This window comes from Pseudomonas sp. COW5 (assembly GCF_026240005.1).
Classification (GTDB): Bacteria; Pseudomonadota; Gammaproteobacteria; order Pseudomonadales; family Pseudomonadaceae; genus Aquipseudomonas; species Aquipseudomonas kribbensis.
The window spans coordinates 1,259,712-1,281,903 of record NZ_JAPHVP010000001.1 but is presented as its reverse complement, the minus strand read 5'-3'; the positions used below and the strand labels follow the sequence as shown (position 1 = coordinate 1,281,903).

Annotated in this window: 18 protein-coding genes and 1 pseudogene; 15 read left to right on the top strand and 4 right to left on the bottom strand. The window is 60.2% G+C overall.

Annotated features, from left to right (window positions below; all coding sequences use genetic code 11):
* Positions 1 to 95 precede the first annotated feature (95 nt).
* The 9 genes from OQ248_RS05885 to OQ248_RS05845 all read left to right on the top strand — a co-directional run bounded on the left by OQ248_RS05885 (position 96) and on the right by OQ248_RS05845 (position 13,011).
* Positions 96 to 482, top strand: coding sequence for a CidA/LrgA family protein (locus OQ248_RS05885; RefSeq protein WP_265812297.1), 387 nt, complete (start codon positions 96 to 98; stop codon positions 480 to 482).
* On the top strand, positions 472 to 1,158 hold the full coding sequence (locus OQ248_RS05880) for an LrgB family protein (protein ID WP_265812296.1): 687 nt from the start codon (positions 472 to 474) through the stop codon (positions 1,156 to 1,158). Before OQ248_RS05885 ends, OQ248_RS05880 begins: the two co-directional genes overlap by 11 nt.
* A 131-nt stretch (positions 1,159 to 1,289) precedes the next feature.
* Positions 1,290 to 2,072: a class II aldolase/adducin family protein gene (locus tag OQ248_RS05875; protein WP_265812295.1), complete on the top strand. Its 783-nt coding sequence runs from the start codon at positions 1,290 to 1,292 to the stop codon at positions 2,070 to 2,072.
* On the top strand, positions 2,072 to 2,974 hold the full coding sequence (locus OQ248_RS05870; protein WP_265812294.1) for an alpha/beta hydrolase: 903 nt from the start codon (positions 2,072 to 2,074) through the stop codon (positions 2,972 to 2,974). The genes OQ248_RS05875 and OQ248_RS05870 overlap by 1 nt, the downstream gene beginning before the upstream one ends.
* 152 nt (positions 2,975 to 3,126) lie before the next feature.
* Positions 3,127 to 4,038: an SDR family oxidoreductase gene (locus OQ248_RS05865; RefSeq protein WP_265812293.1), complete on the top strand. Its 912-nt coding sequence runs from the start codon at positions 3,127 to 3,129 to the stop codon at positions 4,036 to 4,038.
* A 532-nt stretch (positions 4,039 to 4,570) separates the two neighbouring features.
* Complete coding sequence (locus OQ248_RS05860; protein WP_265812292.1) at positions 4,571 to 6,364, top strand: DUF1302 domain-containing protein; 1,794 nt, start codon at positions 4,571 to 4,573, stop codon at positions 6,362 to 6,364.
* A 14-nt stretch (positions 6,365 to 6,378) separates the two neighbouring features.
* Positions 6,379 to 7,755, top strand: coding sequence for a DUF1329 domain-containing protein (locus OQ248_RS05855; RefSeq protein ID WP_170931627.1), 1,377 nt, complete (start codon positions 6,379 to 6,381; stop codon positions 7,753 to 7,755).
* Between the two features lie 139 nt (positions 7,756 to 7,894).
* Positions 7,895 to 10,438, top strand: a complete 2,544-nt coding sequence (locus OQ248_RS05850; protein ID WP_265812291.1) for a LuxR C-terminal-related transcriptional regulator — start codon at positions 7,895 to 7,897, stop codon at positions 10,436 to 10,438.
* A 179-nt stretch (positions 10,439 to 10,617) separates the two neighbouring features.
* On the top strand, positions 10,618 to 13,011 hold the full coding sequence (locus tag OQ248_RS05845) for a DUF6543 domain-containing protein (protein ID WP_265812290.1): 2,394 nt from the start codon (positions 10,618 to 10,620) through the stop codon (positions 13,009 to 13,011).
* Between the two features lie 18 nt (positions 13,012 to 13,029).
* On the opposite strand, the gene OQ248_RS05840 is transcribed toward OQ248_RS05845, so the two are convergent.
* Positions 13,030 to 13,812, bottom strand: coding sequence for an IclR family transcriptional regulator (locus OQ248_RS05840; RefSeq protein ID WP_265812289.1), 783 nt, complete (start codon positions 13,810 to 13,812; stop codon positions 13,030 to 13,032).
* Positions 13,813 to 13,975: 163 nt separating this feature from the next.
* On the opposite strand from OQ248_RS05840, the gene hmgA reads away from it, so the two are divergent.
* From hmgA to OQ248_RS05820, 4 genes are all read left to right on the top strand, one after another.
* Positions 13,976 to 15,271: a homogentisate 1,2-dioxygenase gene (hmgA, locus tag OQ248_RS05835; RefSeq protein WP_265812288.1), complete on the top strand. Its 1,296-nt coding sequence runs from the start codon at positions 13,976 to 13,978 to the stop codon at positions 15,269 to 15,271.
* A gap of 3 nt (positions 15,272 to 15,274) precedes the next feature.
* A complete protein-coding gene (gene fahA / locus OQ248_RS05830) occupies positions 15,275 to 16,579 on the top strand; it encodes a fumarylacetoacetase (RefSeq protein ID WP_265812287.1) in 1,305 nt (434 codons plus the stop codon).
* Between the two features lie 12 nt (positions 16,580 to 16,591).
* Entirely contained in the window at positions 16,592 to 17,230 is a 639-nt protein-coding gene (gene maiA / locus OQ248_RS05825) for a maleylacetoacetate isomerase (RefSeq protein WP_265812286.1), read from the top strand.
* An 81-nt stretch (positions 17,231 to 17,311) separates the two neighbouring features.
* On the top strand, positions 17,312 to 18,709 hold the full coding sequence (locus tag OQ248_RS05820) for an aromatic acid/H+ symport family MFS transporter (RefSeq protein WP_265812285.1): 1,398 nt from the start codon (positions 17,312 to 17,314) through the stop codon (positions 18,707 to 18,709).
* Here OQ248_RS05820 and OQ248_RS05815 read toward each other — a convergent pair.
* A complete protein-coding gene (locus OQ248_RS05815) occupies positions 18,633 to 19,436 on the bottom strand; it encodes a transglutaminase family protein (RefSeq protein WP_265812284.1) in 804 nt (267 codons plus the stop codon). The genes OQ248_RS05820 and OQ248_RS05815 overlap by 77 nt on opposite strands.
* A gap of 184 nt (positions 19,437 to 19,620) precedes the next feature.
* On the opposite strand from OQ248_RS05815, the gene OQ248_RS05810 reads away from it, so the two are divergent.
* Positions 19,621 to 20,640 carry a Glu/Leu/Phe/Val dehydrogenase dimerization domain-containing protein gene (locus OQ248_RS05810; RefSeq protein WP_265812283.1) on the top strand — a complete coding sequence of 340 codons (1,020 nt, stop codon included), beginning with the start codon at positions 19,621 to 19,623 and terminating at the stop codon, positions 20,638 to 20,640.
* A 171-nt stretch (positions 20,641 to 20,811) separates the two neighbouring features.
* On the opposite strand, the pseudogene OQ248_RS05805 reads toward OQ248_RS05810, so the two are convergent.
* Positions 20,812 to 21,051 (bottom strand): annotated as a pseudogene (locus OQ248_RS05805) (YebG family protein); the annotation flags it as partial.
* Between the two features lie 293 nt (positions 21,052 to 21,344).
* Here OQ248_RS05805 and OQ248_RS05800 point away from each other — a divergent pair.
* Positions 21,345 to 21,845, top strand: coding sequence for a phosphate-starvation-inducible PsiE family protein (locus tag OQ248_RS05800; protein ID WP_003221775.1), 501 nt, complete (start codon positions 21,345 to 21,347; stop codon positions 21,843 to 21,845).
* On the opposite strand, the gene OQ248_RS05795 is transcribed toward OQ248_RS05800, so the two are convergent.
* Positions 21,842 to 22,159, bottom strand: a complete 318-nt coding sequence (locus OQ248_RS05795; RefSeq protein WP_265812282.1) for a DUF3509 domain-containing protein — start codon at positions 22,157 to 22,159, stop codon at positions 21,842 to 21,844. The two genes, OQ248_RS05800 and OQ248_RS05795, sit on opposite strands and share 4 nt — an antisense overlap.
* Between the last annotated feature and the right edge of the window lie 33 nt (positions 22,160 to 22,192).

Below are 22,192 nucleotides of genomic sequence, written 5' to 3'. Positions count from 1 at the left end.
GGCCTGATTCCGAATTGGAATGGCTTTGAGTCTAACAATTCGCTTCGGAGATGGCAGTCGGCTTCGTAAAATAGGCCCCTGAAAGGAGCCCACCGATGAAAGCCTCAACCCTCAAATATCTCTCTCGCCTGCTGGCCGAACTGGCCGTGCTGCTCGGTCTCTACCTGCTCGGCTGCCAATTGGCGACGTGGCTGGCGTGGCCGATCCCCGGCGGCGTGATCGGCATGGCACTGTTGCTGCTGGCTTTTGCATTCGGCTGGGTCAAACCGGCGGCGTTGCAAATGGGCGCGGGACTGCTGATGGCCGAGATGCTGCTGTTCTTCATTCCGGCGCTGATGAGCCTGCTGGATTACGGCGCATTGCTGCGTGACGACGGCTGGCGGATCCTGCTGGTGATCGCCGCCAGTACGCTGATGGTGATGCTGGTGACCGCGTTCACCGTGGAACTGGCCGTGCGCCTGAGGCGGTCCCATGAAGCTTGAATTGATGCCGATGTTCTGGCTGGCGTTCACCTTGCTGGCCTACCTGTTCAGTCGCTGGCTGTACCGCCGTACCGGGCGTTATGTGCTGTCGCCATTGATTCTGGTCCCCGCGCTGTTGCTGGCACTCGCGGTGCCGTTGCATACCGCTTATGCGGAATACTCCAGCAACACCCATTGGCTGATGCTGGTGCTCGGTCCGGTCACCGTCGCGTTTGCGGTGCCGATCTGGCAACAGCGACGTTTGCTGGTGCGGCACTGGTCGGCGTTGTTGCTGGGCATGCTGGCCGGCAGTGCCGCATCGATTGCCACCTCGTTCGGTCTGGCCAGGGCTTTGGCGCTGGACAGTTCGGTGACGCTGTCACTGGTGCCGCGCTCGATCACCACACCGTTTGCCATGCCGCTGGCGCAGGATCTCGGCGGGGTGCCTGAATTGACAGCGGTGTTCGTGATGTTCACCGGGGTGTTCGGCGCGATGCTCGGCGGGGTGTTGCTCAAGTGGCTGCCGCTGCGCAGTGCCCTGGCACGTGGTGCGTTGTTTGGCGTTGGCGCCCATGGTGCGGGCGTCAGTCGCGCCCATGAAGTGGGCGGTGAAGAAGGCTCGGTGGCGGGGCTGGTGATGGTGCTCACCGGGCTGCTCAATCTGTTCGTCGCACCTTTGTTGGCGTCGTTGCTTTGACATGGATCCAAGCAGTTTGCGCAGCTGACTCGCTCAGTCATCAAGCTGGCTGCCAATGCAACTACGCGAAACCCCGGGGCTGACTAGACTGCTGACACCTGCCGAAAAAAACAAAAACAGAGGTGCATACAGTGAGCGTAGCCCCCGTCCCTTCTTCCTTGAATGTCAAAGATCAGGTCAGTGCCGCGGAGTGGCAGACCCGGGTCGATCTCGCCGCCTGCTATCGACTGGTCGCCCTGCATGGCTGGGATGATCTGATCTTCACCCACATCTCGGCCAAGGTGCCCGGCACTGAAGATTTCCTGATCAATCCGTTCGGGATGATGTTCCATGAGATCACCGCGTCCAGCCTGGTGAAGGTCGATCAGGCCGGCAACAAACTCATGGACAGCCCCTACGAGATCAACCCTGCCGGCTACACCATTCACAGTGCCGTCCACGAAGTGCGCCATGATGTGGCCTGCGTGCTGCACACCCACACCGCTTCCGGCGTTGCGGTGTCGGCGCAGAAACAGGGCGTGTTGCCGATCAGTCAGCAATCGTTGTTCGTGCTGTCGAGCCTGGCCTTTCACGCCTACGAAGGCGTGGCCCTCAACCATGAGGAGAAGGCGCGATTACAGGCCGACTTGGGCGACTGCAATTTCCTGATGCTGCACAACCACGGTCTGCTGACCTGTGGCGGCACCATCGCCGATACGTTCCTGATGATGTTCACCTTTCAACGCGCCTGCGACATTCAGGTCATGGCGCAGACCGGCGGTGCCGAACTGATCGCCATCGAACCGCAGATTCTGGCGGGCGCCAAGGCGATGATCGCCGGCGTCACCAAAAGTGCTCAAGGCATGGGCGGCGCGCTGGCCTGGCCGGCGCTGCTGCGCAAACTCGATAAACAAGATCCGGGGTATAAACTCTAATGCCTCTCGCCGAGATTCCTCTGAGTGCCTGGCGCAAACGCAGCCAGTCGTTTGTCTTCCGTGGCCAGCCGATCCGTTACTGGACGGCCGGGCAGGGCGAACCGCTGCTGTTGATCCACGGCTTCCCGACGGCCAGCTGGGACTGGCATTACCTCTGGCAGCCGCTGGCCCAGCGCTTTAGGGTGATCGCCTGCGACATGCTCGGCTTCGGCGACTCGGCCAAACCGTTGAACCACACCTACAGCCTGCTGGAGCAAGCTGATCTGCAACAGGCTTTGCTCGCTCATCTTCAGGTCGAGCAACCGGTGCATCTCCTTGCCCATGACTACGGCGACAGCGTTGCCCAGGAACTGCTGGCCCGGCATTACGAAGAGAAAATCGAAGTCGCCAGTTGTGTGTTCCTCAACGGCGGACTGTTCCCGGAAACCCATCGTCCGCTGCTGGCGCAAAAACTGCTGCTCAGCCCGCTGGGCTGGATGATCGGCCGGGCATTTACCCGCGATGCACTGGTGAAAAGCTTCCGGCAGATCTTCGGCCCGGACACCCGGCCCAGTGAAAGTGAAATGGACGACTTCTGGAGCCTGGTCGAATGCAATCGCGGGCCGCGCATCATGCACAAGTTGATCACCTACATTCCGGAACGCCGGGTGCAGCGTGATCGCTGGGTCGCAGCGATGCAGCGCGGCGAGGTGCCGTTGCGGGTGATCGATGGCGAAGTCGATCCGATCTCCGGCGCGCACATGGTCGAACGTTATCGCGAGTTGATCCCCGATGCGGACACCGTGCTATTGCCGGGCATTGGTCATTACCCGCAAAGCGAAGCGCCGGTGCAGGTGCTCAAGCACTACCTGGAATTTCGTGATCACTTCGTGCTGCCGCCGCGCAAGGTGGCGTGCTCCTGATCGACGGGCGGGGGCGCGTTGCGCCTCTGCACGGTTTCATCATCCCCCAGCCTTATCGCGCACCATTCAGCCTCAACCGTGTTCGTTGTGACCGCGCGCTCTGTGCCTGACACTCGGGGACACTGTCCCTCAGGCCTGCTGGAGTTGCCTCGATGAATGAGTCTGTGCGTTTCGAAGATAAAGTCGTGATCGTCACCGGAGCCGGTGGTGGCCTGGGGCGCGCTCATGCTTTGCTGTTCGCCAAACAGGGCGCCAAAGTGCTGGTCAACGACCTCGGCGGCTCGACCCAGGGCGAAGGCGCCAACGCTTCGGCCGCCGACCGCGTGGTGGCGGAAATCCGCGAGGCCGGCGGCATTGCCGAGGCCAACCATGACTCGGTGACCGACGGCGACAAACTGGTGCAGAACGCCCTCGATGTATTCGGTCGTGTCGATGTGGTGGTCAACAACGCCGGCATCCTGCGCGACAAGACCTTCCACAAGATGGAGGACGCCGACTGGGATCTGGTCTACCGCGTCCACGTCGAAGGCGCCTACAAAGTGACCCGCGCCGCGTGGCCGCACTTGCGCGAGCAGAACTACGGCCGGGTGATCTTCACCGCATCGACCTCGGGCATCTACGGCAACTTCGGCCAGTCCAACTACGGCATGGCCAAACTCGGTCTCTACGGCCTGACGCGCACCCTGGCCATCGAAGGTCGCAAGAACAACATCCTGGTCAACGCCATTGCCCCAACCGGCGGCACACGCATGACCGAAGGCCTGATCCCGCCGCAAGTGTTCGAACAACTCAAACCGGAACTGGTCAGCCCGTTGGTGGTGTACCTGGCCAGCGCGCAATGCCAGGAAACCGCAGGCCTGTTCGAAGTCGGCGGCGGCTGGATGGGCAAGGTGCGCTGGGAACGCAGCCTGGGGGCCGGGTTCGATCCGCGCGCAGGGTTCTCGCCGGAAGATGTCGCGGCGCACTGGCAGCAGATCTGTGATTTCGAAGGCGCGGCGCATCCGAAAGACAATATCGAAGCGCTGAAAGAAATGATGGCGAATCTGCAGAAGTATTCGCTCTGACGCCTTTGCGTCGTCTGGCAGGACTCGTCCGGGTCCTGCCGCTCCCGCCGAATATCCCCCCTTCGAGTTCCCGCAAAAAACACCGCCCATAAAAAAGGCCGCTGCAAACGCAGCGGCCAAGGTAAGACGTTGGATCAAGGAGCTACAAATCAACGTCAGTGAACACCTGGGCGATGGAGCGAAAAACGCTTCAATCCATCAGAAATCGGTTGCCGACGACTCGGTCGCGGACTTTTTGCTTCGTGGCGGTCCGCCGTTAAAGCCCGTTCAGAATAAGCGCCTGAGGCCAAAGGAAAAATAGCGATTCCGGACATGCACTGTTACGGGGCATGCAACAGTGGGGTGCTCCGAGGTGGGGATCATCCGTTGCGTTGATCATGGGTTATCCAGCCGGTTCATGTCCTGCGCAAAGCCCCGTCCCAGGTAGGGATTCATCCTTTCGAGCGACAGCGCGAATACCTCCTTGGTGCGCTTATCGTCCCCGTGTGGCGGCAGTAGGGTGGGGCCTTCTGTCACTCACCGGGGAAGACGCATGACAAAAACAACAATGCGCGCCATCTTCAAACCGCAGGCGCTGGCCGCTGCGGTGGCCTTAGGTTGCTGGGCCCAGGCCCATGCCGTGGATTTCAACATCGGTGAAATCGAAGGCACGTTCGACTCGTCGCTGTCGGTCGGCGCGAGCTGGGGCATGCGCGATGCGGACAAGTCGCTGGTCGGTACGGTCAATGGCGGCACGGGCCAGTCTTCGACCGGTGATGACGGGCGCCTGAACTTCAAGAAGGGCGAGACGTTTTCCAAGATCTTCAAGGGCATCCACGACCTTGAATTGAAGTACGGCGACACCGGTGTGTTCGTGCGTGGCAAGTACTGGTACGACTTCGAGCTCAAGGACGAAGACCGCGAGTTCAAGCCGATCAGCGACAAGGGCCGCAAGGAAGGCGCCAAGTCTTCCGGCGGGCAGATTCTCGATGCGTTCGTCTATCACAACTACTCCATCGCCGATCTGCCGGGCACCGTGCGCGCCGGCAAACAGGTGGTAAGCTGGGGCGAAAGTACCTTCATCGGCAACTCGATCAACAGCATCAACCCGATCGACGTCTCGGCGTTCCGTCGGCCCGGCGCGGAGATCAAGGAAGGCCTGATTCCGGTGAACATGCTGTTCGGCTCCCAGAGCCTGACGGACAAGCTTTCGGTCGAAGGCTTCTATCAACTGGAATGGGACCAGACCGTTCTCGATAACTGCGGCACCTTCTTCGGTGTCGACGTGGCGGCAGACGGTTGCAACAACGGTTACACCGTCGGCAGCCCGGCGATTGCTCCGCTGGCGCCGCTGGCCGCTGCCTTCGGGCAACCCATCCAGGTCACTCGCGAAGGCGTGGTCGTGCCCCGTGGCGGTGACCGCGATGCGCGGGACTCCGGGCAGTGGGGGACGGCGTTGCGCTGGCTCGGCGACGATACCGAATATGGCCTGTACTTCATGAATTACCACAGCCGCACACCCACGGTCGGCACCACCACCGCCGGGCTGTCGACCCTGTCGGCACTGCCGGGGATGGTCAGCACCGCCAACCGCCTGGCCCCCGGCAGCGGTTCCGGGCTGGCGCAAAGCGTGATGCTCGGGCGCGGTCAGTATTACCTCGAATACCCGGAAGACATCCGCCTGTATGGCGCAAGTTTTGCCACCACTCTGCCCACCGGCACCGCATGGACTGGCGAGCTCAGCTACCGGCCCAACGCCCCGGTGCAGGTCAACACCAACGACCTGACCCTGGCCTTGCTCAACCCGATTGCCGGCGGCGCAGCCTCGCCGTTGACCACTTCACCGGGCGCCGACAACAAAGGTTACCGGCGCAAGGAAGTGACGCAGCTGCAGAGCACCCTCACGCACTTCTTCGATCAGGTGCTGGGCGCCGAACGCCTGACCGTGGTCGGCGAGGCGGCGGTGGTGCGGGTCGGCGGTCTGGAGTCGCGCAGCAAGCTGCGTTATGGCCGTGACTCGGTGTACGGCCAGTATGGTTTCGGCGGTGACACCGGCGGCTTCGTTACCTCGACCTCTTGGGGTTACCGCGCCCGGGCCATCCTCGATTACGCCAACGTGATCGGCGGGATCAACCTCAAGCCCAATCTGTCCTGGTCCCACGACGTCTCCGGTTATGGCCCCAACGGGCTGTTCAACGAGGGTGCCAAGGCCATCAGCGTCGGCGTCGATGCCGACTACCGCAACACCTACACCGCCAGCCTCAGTTACACCGATTTTTTTGGCGGCGATTACAACGTCCTCACCGACCGTGACTTCGTGGCCCTGAGCTTCGGCGTGAACTTCTGATCTGCCCGAGAAGGATGAAATCCATGCGCAAGATGATTCTGCAATGCGGTGTCCTGGCCTTGAGTCTGCTGGCCGCCAACGTGATCGCGGCAGTGTCGCCGCAAGAGGCCGACAAGCTCGGCACCAGCCTGACGCCGCTCGGCGCCGAGAAGGCCGGGAACGCCGACGGCTCGATTCCGGCCTGGACCGGCGGCATTCCAAAAAACGCCGGAGCGGTGGACAGCAAGGGCTTTCTTGCCGACCCGTTCGCCAATGAAAAACCGCTGTTCACCATCACCGCCGCCAACGTCGACCAGTACAAGGCCAAACTTTCCGAGGGGCAGGTGGCGATGTTCAAACGCTACCCGGAAACCTACAAGATTCCGGTCTACCCGACCCACCGCACCGTCGCCGTGCCGCCGGAAATCTACGAATCGGCCAAGCGCAGCGCGTTGAACGTGACCACGATCAATGACGGCAACGGCCTGGCCAATTTCACCGGCAACCGTTACTACGCCTTCCCGATTCCGAAGAACGGTGTCGAGGTGTTGTGGAACCACATCACCCGTTATCACGGCGGCAATCTGCGGCGGATCATCACCCAGGTGACACCGCAGACCAATGGCAGCTACACGCCGATCCGCTTCGAGGAAGAGATCGCCGTGCCGCAGTTGATGAAGGACCTGGACCCGCAGCAGGCAGCCAACGTACTGACCTTCTTCAAGCAGTCAGTGACCGCGCCGGCGCGCCTGGCCGGCAACGTGTTGCTGGTGCACGAAACCCTCGATCAGGTGAAGGAACCGCGTCTGGCCTGGATTTACAACGCCGGCCAACGTCGGGTTCGCCGTGCGCCGCAGGTGGCGTATGACGGGCCTGGTACTGCCGCCGATGGCCTGCGGACTTCGGACAACTTCGACATGTTCTCCGGCGCCCCGGATCGTTACGACTGGAAACTGGTCGGCAAGAAGGAAATGTACATTCCATACAACAGTTACAAACTCGATTCGCCGAAGCTCAAGTACGACGACATCGTCAAGGCCGGGCACATCAATCAGGACCTGACCCGTTATGAATTGCACCGGGTCTGGGAAGTGATCGGTACGGTCAAACCGAGTGAGCGGCACATCTACGCCAAGCGCCACATGTACATCGACGAGGACAGCTGGCAAGTGGCGCTGGTCGATCACTACGACGGTCGCGGGCAGCTGTGGCGAGTGGCCGAAGGGCACGCCCAGTACTACTACGATCATCAGGCTCAGGCCTACACGCTTGAAGCGCTCTACGACATCATCGCCGGCCGCTACATCGCTCTCGGGATGAAGAACGAGGAGAAGCACAGCTTCGAATTCGGCTTCGAAGCCAAGGTCGCCGACTTCACCCCTTCAGCCTTGCGTGCCGAGGGTGTGCGCTAGGGTTTTCGATACACCGGCAAGACAAAAGGCGACCGGGCGGTCGCCTTTTTTATGAGCTGCAATCAGCGTACTGAATACTCGTCAACAAGCGTCGGGGAGAGGGCTAGGGTGAGCGTACAACGATAAAAAGGCGCCCCCGATGACCGCCATGACACCCCGTCTGGATAGACCGGATTTTCTCCCGAGACTGTCTCCCCATCATCTGCCACGCCCGCGCCTTTGCGAGGCACTGTTCGATTCGACGGCCCGGGTCAAACTGATCTGCGCGCCGGCCGGCAGCGGTAAAACCGCGCTGCTCACCGAGTGCCTGCTGCAAGCCCCGGTTAATTGCACCGTCTGCTGGTTGCCGTTGGCAGGGGCGTCCTTGAGCGTCGGCGAGTTTTGCGAACGGCTTGCCCGTGCGATGGGACTGACGGCCTCGGACGAGGCTTCGTTGCTTTATGAACTGGCGCGACGGTCCTCGGCAACCTGGGTGTTGATCGACGATTACTGCCGGAATCCGCAGCCTTCGCTGGATGCTCTGCTCGACCGAATGCTGGCGATCAGCAGTCCGGCCCTGACATGGTGGATCGGTACCCGGCGGCGTCCGCTCTGCAACTGGCCGCGTCTGCTGCTCGATGATGCCTTGTACGAATGTGAAGGCGCGACGCTGGCGCTGACCCGGGACGAAATCGCCCAAGTGTTGCGTCACTTGCCGCCAGCCCAGGCCGACAGTGTGGCCGGACGCATCTTCCAGCGGTGTGGCGGCTGGTGCGCCGGGGTGCGGATGCTGTTGATGCAAAAATGCGACTGGTCGCAAAAGACGTTACCGCAGCAACGCATGGACACCTTGCTGGACTACCTGCAACACGAACTGTTCAGCGGGCTGAGCCCGGAACTCGCCGAAGCCTGGAGAGTGCTCGCGCATCTGCCGCGATTCAATGCCGAGCTCTGTGAACACCTGTTTGGTGCCGGAGAGGGCGCCCGGTACTTGCGCACGCTGCAAGTGCTCGGTTGCTTTATCGAGCCCTGGAACGATTCGGCCGACTGGCTGCAGGTTTTCCCGTCACTGTCGCACGTCATTCGCGAAGAGCAGTGGCCATCGGGGCGCTCCTGGCATCGTCGGGCCTGCCAGTGGTTCGCTGCCGCGAATGACTGGCGCTCGGCTTTTGAACAGGCTCTCCTGGCCGAAGAACATGAAGCGGCCATCAGTCTGTTGCAGCACTTCAGCTTCGAGCATCTGTTCGAAGAGCAGACGGTGGTGCTGTTGTTGCGGCTGCATGAAATCCAGGGCGGTGAGCTGACAATGAGTTCGCCACAGCTGGTCGGATTGATGACGGCGGCGTTGCTGTTTGCCGGTCGCTTTGAACAGGCGGCGCGGTGTATTGCGCGTCTTTCGTTTTTCCTGCCGCAATCCTCTGCACAGGGTGAGTGTCAGCTGATTGCACGCTTCCAGGCGTTGAGCGGTTGGCTGGCGCATCTCGAGGGGCGGATGGAGGCTGCTCAAGAGCATTTCTCTCAAGCATTGGAAGTGCTGGATGCGGACAGCTGGATCGCTCGGGCACTGTGTTTGTCCGGATTGACCCAACAAGCACTTTTAAGAGGCGAACTCGACGTTGCGCACGCCTGTAACCGCCAGGCGCTGTGTCTGGCACGAGCGCAAGGTTCGCTGGTTTTCGAGGCACTGCTTGAGCTCGATCATGCGCAATTGCTGGAGCAGCGCGGCACAGCGTCTCGGGCTGAAAGTCTTCTGGCCAATGTTCATGATTTGCTTGGCAAGCAACCGAACCGGCCGACACCATTGCTGGGAAGAATCGCGTTACGCCGAGGGCGGCTGGCATTGAGTCAGGGTTTGGAGACTCGTGCCGCAGCGTTTTTCCAGGTCGGCCTGGAGGACTGCAAGCGCAACCATGACAAGCGCGTGCTGTATGGTTTCATCGGGCTGGCGCAATTGGCCGCCAACCAGGCGGACTACGAACAGGCTTTCGTGTATCTGCGCGATGCCGAGCGGCTGATGCAATTACGGCAGATTCCGGACACGGTCTATCGCGGTGCATTGTTGCACGCCAGCAGTCTTTTCTGGCTGCAGCAAGGGCGTAACGAACTAGTTTGCGAGGCCATGACCCGCTTGCTGCGACACTATCAGGGACCCGGTGCATTACAGGCTCCGCCTGCGACTCTGGAGCTGATTCCGCGTATCGAGTACCTGCTTATCCTCGCCCAGGCTGGATTGCACAAAGCTCATGGTTCCGTAGTGCGCCTCCAGCAGCTTCTGGGAATCGCCCGGCATTGCAAAATGCTTTCTCTGGAAACCGACTTGCACCTGGCATTGGCCGAGGTGGCGTTCGCATGGGGTGACGAATTGTTGGCCAGATCGCATTTGCAGGCGGGCTGTGAAATGGCCAGCCTGCATGGACTGCATCAGGCACTGCATGAACTGAAAATGCGCCGGCCGGAACTGGCTGACAGCGCTGCCGAGACACCTTGTGCAGTCAGTTCGAACAGTGGTGCATTGCTCAGTCAGCGAGAACTGGAAGTTTTGAGACTGATTGCCAAAGGGTATTCCAATCAACAGATTGCAGATCAGCTATTTATTTCCTTACATACAGTAAAGACTCATGCCAGGCGTATACACGGGAAGTTGGGTGTCGAGCGCAGAACACAAGCGGTAGCCAGTGCAAAAAAGCTGGGTCTGGATGTGTAGTGGGCGTTACAGCAGAGGGCTGATTTATTTGTTCGGTTTCTTCTCGGAGATAATTATTAAATATTCAAAATGTGAAGTAACGGGTCGCTTGTTTTAGTCGGGTTTGTGGGGCGTTAACTTTGTTGCAATGAATAAATGACACTGTGTCATTTAGCTTTTGATGCTGCAAGGAACTCGCAATGAACGATTTAAAAGATACTTTCGATTTTCGCCCGCAATGGCTCGCAAACACCAGCTCGAACAATCAACAGAAGTATGAATACCTGAAGCAGCAAATGACTGAGCAGGAGGCGGAACTCAGGCGACTGCTGGGAAAGTCGGCATCCTTGAAGAGCTACGCATCCGCACGTGTTCTGGAATGGACGAACAGTGCATTGGGTGCTCGGATTGATCCAGAGAGTGTCAGCGTTATTTCCCGCTTCAGGGTTCAGATGGCCGGTCGCACGCTGGTTCAAGAGGATAAACGTTCGTTACTGGAGCTGGCATTGTTCGGTCTGCATGATCAGAACAACCGCTCTGAAATGAAGTTCGAAGGTCAAATTCCTTCAGGCTTGACTCAAGCTCGCCTGGAAAACTGGTTGTCTGGTATCGATATCCGTTCGGATTACTTCGAAGCGCTTCGAAAATCCTTTGATGATTACGGTGTGCAAATCGCATTGTTGGGGGCCCTGGCAACCCGCATCGCTTTCAGCGCGTTCTCGGCGACTTTGCAGGGACACCTCAATCAGCCGAGCATGGAAATGGTCGAACGCTTCCAGCAGGGTGACCGCAGTATTTCGGCATCGGCGTTCGTGTTGAAAGGTTACCGATTTGGTTTCAGGGATCTGATGGTTTTCCAGCAAAAGAGCAACCCCTATGGCGCCTGCGCCTTGTACGCCCCAGGCTCGCCAGGTGGCAGGGATTGGTACGTGTTCCCCAATATTCGCGAACTCGAGTTTCAGGTGGCCGGCTGGGTCAGGACTGATGAGGGAGTGAGCTATCTGACGTCCCAGGCGCACCCTCAAGAAAGGGTGGCATTGTCGAAGTACGTGAAACAGCTTCAGCAACTGCCGAGTGCCTGGAAAGGCGCAACCTTTTACGAATGGCCCGAAGCACCGGAAGGGATTTTTGCAGAGGCGGTTTTCTATCAGGTTTCCTGGGACCTGGCCCAGGAGAGTCTTGTACAACCGGCAGGTTACCGAAAAGCGAATGCCGATCTTCGTCAGCGTTACGCTCGGTTGAATACGGAGTTGAAAGCCCTCTATACCGTCAACACGCGCGAAGCCGGCATTGTTCCTTATGAGACTTTTTGCCGCGATCTCATAAAACAGAACATTGAAGACTTGCTAAAAGCATCCGGGGAAATCGTCGCAGTCAATCCGGATGAGATTATTGTCGAGCTGGAGCAAGGTAAAGAAGTTACGTTGTCCCGGATCATTATCAAAGAGACGCCGTTCTATGCGCATGAAAGCGATGGCGAACTGGTAGGCGTTTTTCCGCGATTTCGAGTAAATGCGGGCCATCCAGCACTGCGTAATCTTGATATCCGTCATTTGGCAAGTTGGTCCCGCACTTTGCGGCCGGGAGAAAAGTACATTGCCATGTTGCGTACGGTTTATCTGAACAATAAACATCCGGAGTATGAGCTGAAGCGGGAAGTACATTTCAGAACGCAGCAAGCCGAAATGTACCGGGCGGTATTGTCCAGCCATTTTTCCGGCGAGATGTCCAGTGGGTTGGCTGAGCAGTTGAATAGTTTGATCGCAGGGCTGGACAAGGCCTCGGATCCATCGTTTCCTCCTTTTGGAGAAACGGTAACCAGCGTGCAACACAGTGCAGTATTCAAACTGCATTTAAAGCGCTGTCTGATTGAAGGCGTCTACGTTTTCAGGTTGGTAGAGGGCGGGAGAATCACTGAGATTCTTTACACGCCCAACGCCCCAGACGGTGTCCACTATCGCCCGATGAACCAGCTTTTTGCGTCGATCAAGGAAAATGGTCTCGGCCAATATATCTATGAGCGGGTCAAATACATCGAGCAACCGATCATCGGGACTTTCGTCAATAACATCGAGTTCAAGAACATCTCCGAAAGCCCGCCCGTGCTTGAGATGAACAGCCGTGTGCAGTCATTGCGGGCAAGTTACAATGCCCGCATAGAGCGGATTATTTCCGATGTGGACGCTCAAACAACCAGCCTCGGCGAAATCATCGGCAAGCTGGTTTATGACACCGCTGTCCTTGCGGCAACCGTCGTCAGCATGGTCATTCCACCGGTGGGGCTGGCACTCTCGGCCGTGCAGATCACCAAAAATGTTCTTGAGGGCGCCCAGGCTTACAAGTACGGAGATCGAGCAACGGCGTTCAACCATTTCAAGGATGCGTTGCTGGATCTGGCTTCTCTGGTTCCCGGCGGGAAAGAAGCGACCAAGGCTCAGAAGACCCTGATTCAGCTTCTGGGAGACGCCAACACCGTCATCGGTCTGGTCGCTTCGGCCACTGGTCAGAGCCTTGGCTACGACCGCTTTCAGGAACTGCTCGAAGATATCCTGAAAGAAGAGTCGGCCAGCGATAGCCAGACGCTGTTGCTGTAACCGATTGAAGTCATCCGACTAGCGGGCGTCAAACCCCATCCGCCAACTCACGGCCCGCGTCGCAGCCAGCAACCGCTGCGCCGCCGGGCCGTTTTCGTCGGCGTGGAACAGCGACGTCGGGCCGACGATGGTCAACACCGCCGCGATCTGCCCGAGGGCGTTGAACACCGGTGCCGAGAGGGCGTCGACGCCGGGCATCAGCAAACCGTGCACATGATGCAGACCGCGTTCGCGGATCTGTTCGCACAACGCCGAATAGGCCTTTTCGTCCGCCAGCGGATGGCCGCCGACGGCGATTTCCTGTTCGCGCAATTCGTCGGTTTCCCGGTGTGGCAGGTAGGCGCCGAAGACCAGTCCGGTGGAGGAGCTGAGCAGCGGCAGCACCGAGCCCAGTTGCGTCACCACGGTCACCGCACGCACCGCCGGCTCGATGTGCACCACGGTCGCGCCCTGATTGCCCCACACGGCGAGGAAACAGGTTTCGTTGAGTTCGTCGCGCAGTTCGGACAGCGGCAGGGCGGCGACTTTCAGCACGTCCATACTGTTGAGTGCGGCCAGACCCACACGCAACGCTTCGCGGCCGAGACCGTAATGGTTGGTGGCGGTGTTCTGTTCGGCGAAACCACTGGCGATCAATGCCTGCAGATAGCGGTGAACCTTGCTCGCGGGCATCTGCACATGTTCGGCCAGGCGCGACAGCGAAGTGGAGGGCGACAACTCGGCCAGGGCCTTGAGGATGTCGGTGCCGACTTCGGCGGAGCGGACTTTCTGTTTGCCGTTGCTGTCGCTGGTTTTTTCCATGGTGCTGCCGTGTCCCGGAACGAATGGGCGTCTTTATAGCTTGACGCTGGATAGCGAGCAAATTACGTTATGCGTAATTGAATTACGATAAAAATAACCCCGGCGTGCCAAGACCTCCGACCCAGAGCGTCCGGCCATGCCGACTCCCTGTTCAGGAGGCTCCATGAACCTCGATTCAGCCCTGGCTTACCAGTCCGGTTTCGGCAACGAATTCAGCTCCGAAGCGTTGCCCGGCGCACTGCCCGTCGGCCAGAACTCCCCGCAGAAAGCCCCTTACGGTCTGTACACCGAACTGTTCTCCGGCACCGCGTTCACCATGACCCGCAGCGAAGCGCGGCGTACCTGGATGTACCGGATCCAGCCGTCGGCCAATCACCCGGCATTCGCCAAACTGGAGCGGCAACTGGCGGGCGGTCCGTTGGGTGAAGTCACCCCCAATCGCCTGCGCTGGAACCCGCTGGATATCCCGGCCGAGCCGACCGACTTCATCGACGGACTGGTGAGCATGGCGGCCAATTCCGCTGCCGAAAAACCGGCCGGCATCAGCATCTACCACTACTGTGCCAACCGTTCGATGGAGCGGGTGTTCTTCAACGCCGACGGTGAGCTGCTGCTGGTGCCGCAATTGGGGCGCCTGCGTATCGCCACCGAACTCGGTGTGCTGGAAGTGGCACCACTGGAAATTGCCGTGTTGCCACGGGGCCTGAAATTCCGCGTCGAATTGCTCGATGCGCAGGCGCGCGGTTATATCGCCGAGAACCACGGTGCGCCGCTGCGCCTGCCGGATCTGGGGCCGATCGGCAGCAACGGTCTGGCCAATCCACGGGATTTCCTGACCCCGGTTGCCGCCTACGAAAACCTGCAACAACCGACCACACTGGTGCAGAAATTCCTCGGCCAGTTGTGGGGCACCGAACTCAATCACTCGCCGCTGAACGTGGTCGCCTGGCACGGCAACAACGTGCCGTACAAATATGACCTGCGCCGCTTCAATACCATCGGCACCGTCAGTTTCGATCACCCGGACCCGTCGATCTTCACTGTGCTGACCTCGCCGACCAGCGTCCACGGCCTGGCCAATCTAGATTTCGTGATCTTCCCGCCGCGCTGGATGGTGGCCGAGAACACCTTCCGTCCGCCGTGGTTCCACCGCAACCTGATGAACGAATTCATGGGCCTGATCCAGGGCGAATACGACGCCAAGGCCGAAGGTTTCGTGCCCGGCGGTGCGTCCCTGCACAGCTGCATGAGCGCTCACGGACCGGACGGCGAGACCTGCACCAAAGCCATCAACGCGGACCTGAAACCGGCGAAGATCGACAACACCATGGCCTTCATGTTCGAGACCAGCCAGGTGCTGCGCCCAAGCCGCTTCGCCCTCGACTGCCCGCAACTGCAATCCACTTACGACGCCTGCTGGGCCACGCTGCCCGCCACGTTCGACCCGACCCGGAGATAACCCATGACTCAGAATTCCATCACCCGCAGTTGGGTCGCTTCGGCCAATGGCCACACCGATTTCCCGTTGCAGAACCTGCCGCTGGGTGTGTTCAGCTTCAATGGCTCGGCACCGCGCGCGGGCGTGGCGATTGGCGAACACATCTTCGATCTGCAAGTGGCGCTGGAGGCCGGGCTGTTCGACGGCGTCGCGCGCAGTGCAGTCGAAGCCATGCACGGCGGTCAGTTGAACGCCTTCTTCGAACTCGGCCGCGACGCTCGCGTTGCCTTGCGCGAACGACTGCTGGAACTGTTCAGCGAAGGCAGCACCCTTCGCGGCAACATCGAAGCCCAGGGCGCGAAACTGCTGCCGCTGGCTGCCGATTGCCAGCTGCACCTGCCGGCGCGCATCAGTGACTACACCGACTTCTACGTCGGCATCGAGCATGCGCAGAATGTCGGCAAACTGTTCCGCCCGGACAACCCGCTGCTGCCGAACTACAAACACGTGCCGATCGGCTACCACGGTCGTGCGTCCACCGTGCGTGCTTCCGGCACCGACGTCCGCCGTCCGAAAGGCCAGACCTTGCCGGCCGGTGCGACCGAACCGACCTTCGGCCCTTGCGCGCGTCTGGACTATGAACTGGAGCTGGGCATCTGGATCGGTCAGGGCAACGAGATGGGCGAGCCAATTGCCATTGGCGATGCCGCAGAACACATCGCCGGTTTCTGTCTGCTCAACGACTGGTCGGCCCGTGACATCCAGGCGTGGGAATACCAGCCGCTCGGCCCGTTCCTGTCCAAGAGCTTCATCACCAGCGTCTCGCCATGGGTGGTGACCGCCGAAGCGCTGGCGCCATTCCGTACCGCGCAACCGGCGCGTCCGCAAGGCGATCCACAGCCGCTGCCGTACCTGCTCGACAAGCGCGATCAGGATGGCGGTGGTTTCGACATCGAGCTGGAGGTGTTGCTACTCACCGAGAAAATGCGTGAGCAGAACCTGCCGGCCCATCGCCTGACTCTGAGCAACACCCGCTACATGTACTGGACCGTCGCGCAAATGGTCGCGCATCACAGCGTCAACGGCTGCCAGTTGCAGGCCGGTGACCTGTTCGGTTCGGGCACGTTGTCCGGCCCTGAAAACGGCCAGTTCGGCAGCCTGCTGGAAATCACCGAGGGCGGTAAAAAGCCAATCGAGCTGGCCTCCGGCGAAGTGCGCAAGTTCCTTGAAGACGGTGACGAAATCATCCTGCGCGCTCGCTGCGCCCGCGAAGGTTTTGCCTCCATCGGTTTCGGCGAATGCCGTGGCACCGTGCTGGCGGCACGCTGACAGGAGCGGCTCATGGATCTCTATACCTATTACCGTTCCACCTCGTCATACCGGGTGCGGATCGCGCTGGCACTCAAGGGCCTCGACTATCAGGCGCTGCCGGTCAACCTGATCGCACCGCCCGGTGGCGAACATCGACAACCGGCGTACCTGGCGATCAATCCCCAGGGCCGCGTGCCAGCGCTGCGCACTGACGACGGCAAGCTGCTGATTCAGTCGCCGGCCATCATCGAGTACCTGGAAGAGCGTTATCCACAAGTGCCGTTGCTGCCCGAAGACCTCGTTGCCCGCGCCCAGGTGCGCGGCGTGGCGGCGGTGATCGGCTGCGACGTACATCCGCTGCACAACGTCAGCGTGCTCAATCGCCTGCGCGGTCTGGGCCATGACGAAACGCAGGTGAACGAATGGATCGGCCACTGGATCAGTCAGGGGCTGGCGACACTGGAGCAGTTGATCGGCGACAGCGGCTTCTGTTTCGGCGAGTGGCCGTGCGTGGCTGACGTGTACCTGATTCCGCAGCTGTACGCGGCCGAGCGTTTCAACGTTTCGCTGGAGGCTTTTCCACGGATTCGTCGGGTGGCCGCGTTGGCCGCTGAACATCCGGCATTCATTGCGGCGCATCCGGCGAATCAGCCGGACACGCCGAAGTAGCATTTGATGGCTCCCGTGCAGCGCACGGGAGCCATTCGGGTTACCCGCAAAAAAACATAAAAACAAAACAGGTACCTTGCGATGCACAACCAGATTGCCAGCTTCCGGGCGGCACTCGACGCCCGTCCTGTGTCCCGCTTTCAGTGGTTGCTCCTGATTCTTCTCGCCTTGCTGCTGGTCACTGACGGCTATGACGCCCAGGTGCTCGGTTACGTGGTACCGGCGTTGGCGCAGGACTGGGGTCTGGAGAAGTCCGCGTTCGGCCCGGTGTTCAGCGCCAACCTGCTGGGCCTGACTCTCGGTTCGCTGGCCGTGACGCCGCTGGCCGACCGTTTCGGTGTGCGGCGGATTCTGCTCGCCTGTGTACTGATCTACGCCAGCCTCACGGTGCTGATGGTGTTCGCCAATTCCCTGAACACCCTGATGATCGCGCGCTTCATCTGCGGCATCGGCATGGGCGGCGCAATGCCCAGCGCCATGGCGTTGATGTCGGAATATTCGCCACCGCGCCTGCGCACGCTGATGGTGACGCTCGCGGCCTGCGGCTTCTCGTTCGGCGGGGCGGCGGGTGGTTTTGTTGCGGCCGGGTTCATTGATCGATTCGGCTGGCAGGCGGTGTTCCTCGCCGGCGGTGTCACGCCGCTGCTGTTGTTCCCGTTTCTCTGGTGGATGTTGCCGGAGTCCTTGCCACGACTGCTGCGTGACGCACCGCCGTATGCGCGCCTGCGCAAGGTCACCGCGCGAATGCTGCCGGACTGGCAACCGCCTGCTGCATCGGTCGAGCAGAACGAGCGCGAGCAGGGCAGCAAACTGACCGTGGTGGAATTGTTCCGCAACGGCTATGCGCGTCCGACCCTGCTGATCTGGGCGACGTTTTTCGTCAGCTTGATTCTGCTGTATTTCATGATCAGCTGGCTGCCGTCGCTGCTGCTGGAAAGTGGCCTGAAGCTCAATGAAGCGAACCTGGTGACGTCGATGTTCCTGTTCGCCGGTACGCTGGGGGCGATCTGCATGGCTTGGTTCGCCGACCGTATGAAACGCAAGGTGCGTCTGCTGTCCGGGGTACTGGCCGGTGCGGCGCTGTGCACGATTCTGTTGGGCCTGAATCACGACAATCCGCGCTATCTGGTGGCCTGTGTGTTTGCGGCGGGGTTCTGCATCATCGGCGGGCAATTGACGCTGAATGCGTTCGCCAGCAATTTCTATCCAGCCCACGTGCGCGCCACCGGCACTGGTTGGGCGTTGGGTGTCGGACGATTCGGATCGATTCTCGGGCCGTTGTTCGGCAGCCTGTTGCTGGCGATGCACATTCCGGTGGAGCAGATTTTCTTCTTCTGCGCGATTCCGGCGGTGATTGCGGCGTTGCTGATCATTCAGGTGCGTTCGCCTTCGGCGGCGTCAGTCAGTGCACCACCGAATTGGGCGGCAGATGCCCCAGCCGTTCCGTCAGGCGAAGCCGCTGAATCGGGTCGTCACTGAGCAATAGCGCATGCTCCAGATCGAAGCGCTCGGCGTTCGGGCAGTCGAGACGTTGATACAGACTGGCCCGGGCCAGGTAGTCGGCGACGCTGGCATTGCCCAGTTCGAGCACTCGCTCGGCATCAATCAGCGCCGCGATGTAGTCATCGTGGGTCAAATGCAACTGACGCAGATTGCGTGACAGACGTTGCAGCATTTGCAGTGGTGTGGCGGTCAGCAGGTGTTCGGCCTTGAGTTGCATCTGGTGGCCGTATTGGCGATGCAGCAGTTCGCGACAATCGTTCGGATACAGGCGCCGTCCACCGCACGGATCAAGCAGGTGATCGGCGCCGGGAACCTTCAGCAGGAAATGCCCGGGGAAGTTCACGCCCACCAGCGGAATCTCCAGGCCTCGGGCCAGTTCCAGAGCAATCAACGCCAGAGCCAGTGGTTGACCGCGGCGGGTCTGTAACACCTTGTTCAGCAGCGCCGCCTGCGGGCGCACTGGCGCAAAATCGTCTTGCGCGAAGCCCAGCTCGACCATGCGCCGCAACATCGGTTGCGCCAGCTCGCTGACTGGCAACAACGGCAAACCAAAGCTGACCCGTTGCTGCAGCGCGATGAAGTCCTGCAACAGCGCATCGGGATCGACGTGCTTATCGTGCTCGGCGGCCATCCACAACGCTGCCTCCAGCAGCGCAGGCGGTGAACGGTGCAGACACTCGAAAAAACGTTGGCGCGGACTCATCAAAATCTCCGGAGAATGCCTCGTTTTAGCCCCGTCTCTGACATTCGTCCAGTGCCGCGCCGCTCTGCCATCGGGTTATGCCGCAACGCATTGGTCGCTGTCGGGCCTTATTCCCGTGCGCTTCAGCAATTTTTGGGCGCAAGCCTATACTGGCGACTACCAGAAGTGATTCGGGAGCCTGCCGATGTTCGCTCTCATGCAAAGCACTCGCCTGGAATCGCTGCACCTTAGCGTTGATCCGGTCTCCGGATTGAAGGCGGTCATTGCCATCCATAACAGTCGCCTCGGGCCAGCCCTGGGCGGGTGTCGTTATCTTGCCTATCCGAACGACGAGTCCGCCGTCGCGGACGCCATACGCCTGGCCCAGGGCATGAGTTACAAAGCCGCGCTGGCCGGTCTGGCCCAGGGCGGCGGCGTCGCCGTGATCGTACGGCCGGCCCATGTGGAAAACCGTGGCGCGCTGTTCGAAGCCTTCGGTCGTTGCATCGAGCAACTCGACGGCCGCTACATCACCGCCATCGACAGCGGCACGTCGGTGGCGGACATGGACTGCATCGCCCAGCAGACTCAGCATGTCACCAGCACCACGTCCGCCGGCGACCCGGCGCCGCACGCGGCAATGGGCGTGTTCACTGGCATCCGCGCTACCGCCATGGCGCGGCTGGGCAGCGACAACCTCGAAGGTTTGCGCGTGGCGATTCAGGGGCTGGGCAATGTCGGCTTTGCGCTCGCGGAGCAGTTGCACGCAGCGGGGGCCGAACTGTTGGTCAGCGACATTGACCATGGCAAGGTGCAACTGGCGATGGAGCAGCTCAACGCCCATCCGATTGCCAACGACGCTCTACTCAGCACGCCGTGCGACATTCTTGCGCCGTGCGGTTTGGGCGGTGTGCTCAACAGCCACACGGTCACCCAGTTGCGCTGCTCGGCGGTGGCGGGGTCGGCCAACAATCAACTGACGCATCTGGATGTGGCCGATCAGCTGGAACGGCGTGGCATCCTGTATGCGCCGGATTACGTGATCAATGCCGGTGGCTTGATCTACGTATCCCTCAAGCACCGTGGCGAAGAACTCACGACCATCACCGCGCACCTGTCGAAAATCAGTTCGCGACTGACCGAAGTGTTTGCCCACGCCCAGGCAGAAAAACGTTCGCCGGCGCGGGTGGCGGATGAACTGGCGGAGAAAGTGTTGTATCGCTGAGATTTGTCCGGGCATGAAAAAGCCCCTGAGTCGTTCAACTCAGGGGCTATTCAATTCAAGTGTCGCTTACTTTGCAGCCTTCGCCGCCTTGGCGGGTTTGGCTGGGGCTTCTGCCGGTTCGGCTGCGTCTGCCGTCTCGGTTGCTACAACCGGTGCGGCCGGTGCGTTGATCAGCTCCGACAGGGCATCAGGCTGGCTCTTGAACGCCCGGGCAAACACATCGCGGTTCTTCGCCATGTAGATCCCGACTTCTTCCACTTGCTGCTCGCTCAACGAAGGAACGGCTTTTTCCAGCACTTCGGCCAACAGTTCGGCCAGTTCGAGCATTTTGTCATGACGGTCAGCTTCGGCTTTATCCATGAACAAGCGCTCCAGATCTCGGCTGCTGCGGTATACCACTTCGACGGCCATTCACCACCTCACATGCCTTCACATTAAGTTGTCTTTGCGACTACTGTATCTATATACAGCGAAAAGGATAAGCGAATCCCTGCGCTTTGGGTAGTGGCTTTTTAATGTAGACCGGATTCGGATTTTGTCAGCCCGACGGTCATGCACAGGTGCGACCAAACGCCACGGCGCAGGTTTCGCGGCGCCTCGCCATGATGGCGTGGCCTCTTTTCTGCATGCATATGAGTACGTGTGCAATAACCGTCACGTCCAATGCGCAACATCCGCTCGAACCGGGCTAAGGAACCTTCATCGTGAAAATCAACTGGGCCGAGAAACTGCGGCAAAACGTGCATCAACTGGCCGAGTCCCTGGGCAACCTGTTCGTCGAGACCTTCCACTACCTGGCGCTGTTCGCCATTGGTGCGGTGACCGCCTGGGCGGCGGTGATGGAGTTTCTCGGGATGCTCGAGGAAGGGCACATCAAGATCGATGACATTCTGTTGCTGTTCATCTATCTGGAACTGGGGGCGATGGTCGGGATTTATTTCAAGACCAACCACATGCCGGTGCGTTTCCTGATCTACGTGGCGATCACCGCACTGACGCGCCTGCTGATTTCCAACGTCTCGCACCACAATCCGCCGGACATGGGCATCATCTACCTGTGTGGCGGGATTCTGCTGCTGGCGTTCTCGATCCTGGTAGTGCGTTACGCCTCTTCGCAATTCCCTTCGGTGAAAATCGAGAAGCCGCAACGCAAGCTCGGTGCGGGCTCCGGCGAACACCCGGAGATCGAAAAGGGCGAGCTTTAAAGACCGATCGAGGGTCGATGCTGGCCCTTGATCTGCCGCGGTGGCGGGTTGAGCCCGTCGCCACGGGTCATGGCTTCGAGGATCGCCATGGCGCTGTGGCCCTGTTCGATGGCGATGCCGAACTGGATGCTTTGCACCAGTCGTTTCAGGCGTTTGGGGTCGTTGCGCTGTTCGGCGCTGATCATCCGTTTGGCGACGATCCGGCCGCTGTTGGAAAGGGTCAGCATGATGCTGCCGTCGAGGCCCTGAATGCTCAGGTTGATCTGATAGTCCGGCGCGAAAGCATCGGTAATGATCTGAAAAGGATTGTCCATGATGCGTCACCGCCTGATTGAACGTGCAGTTGT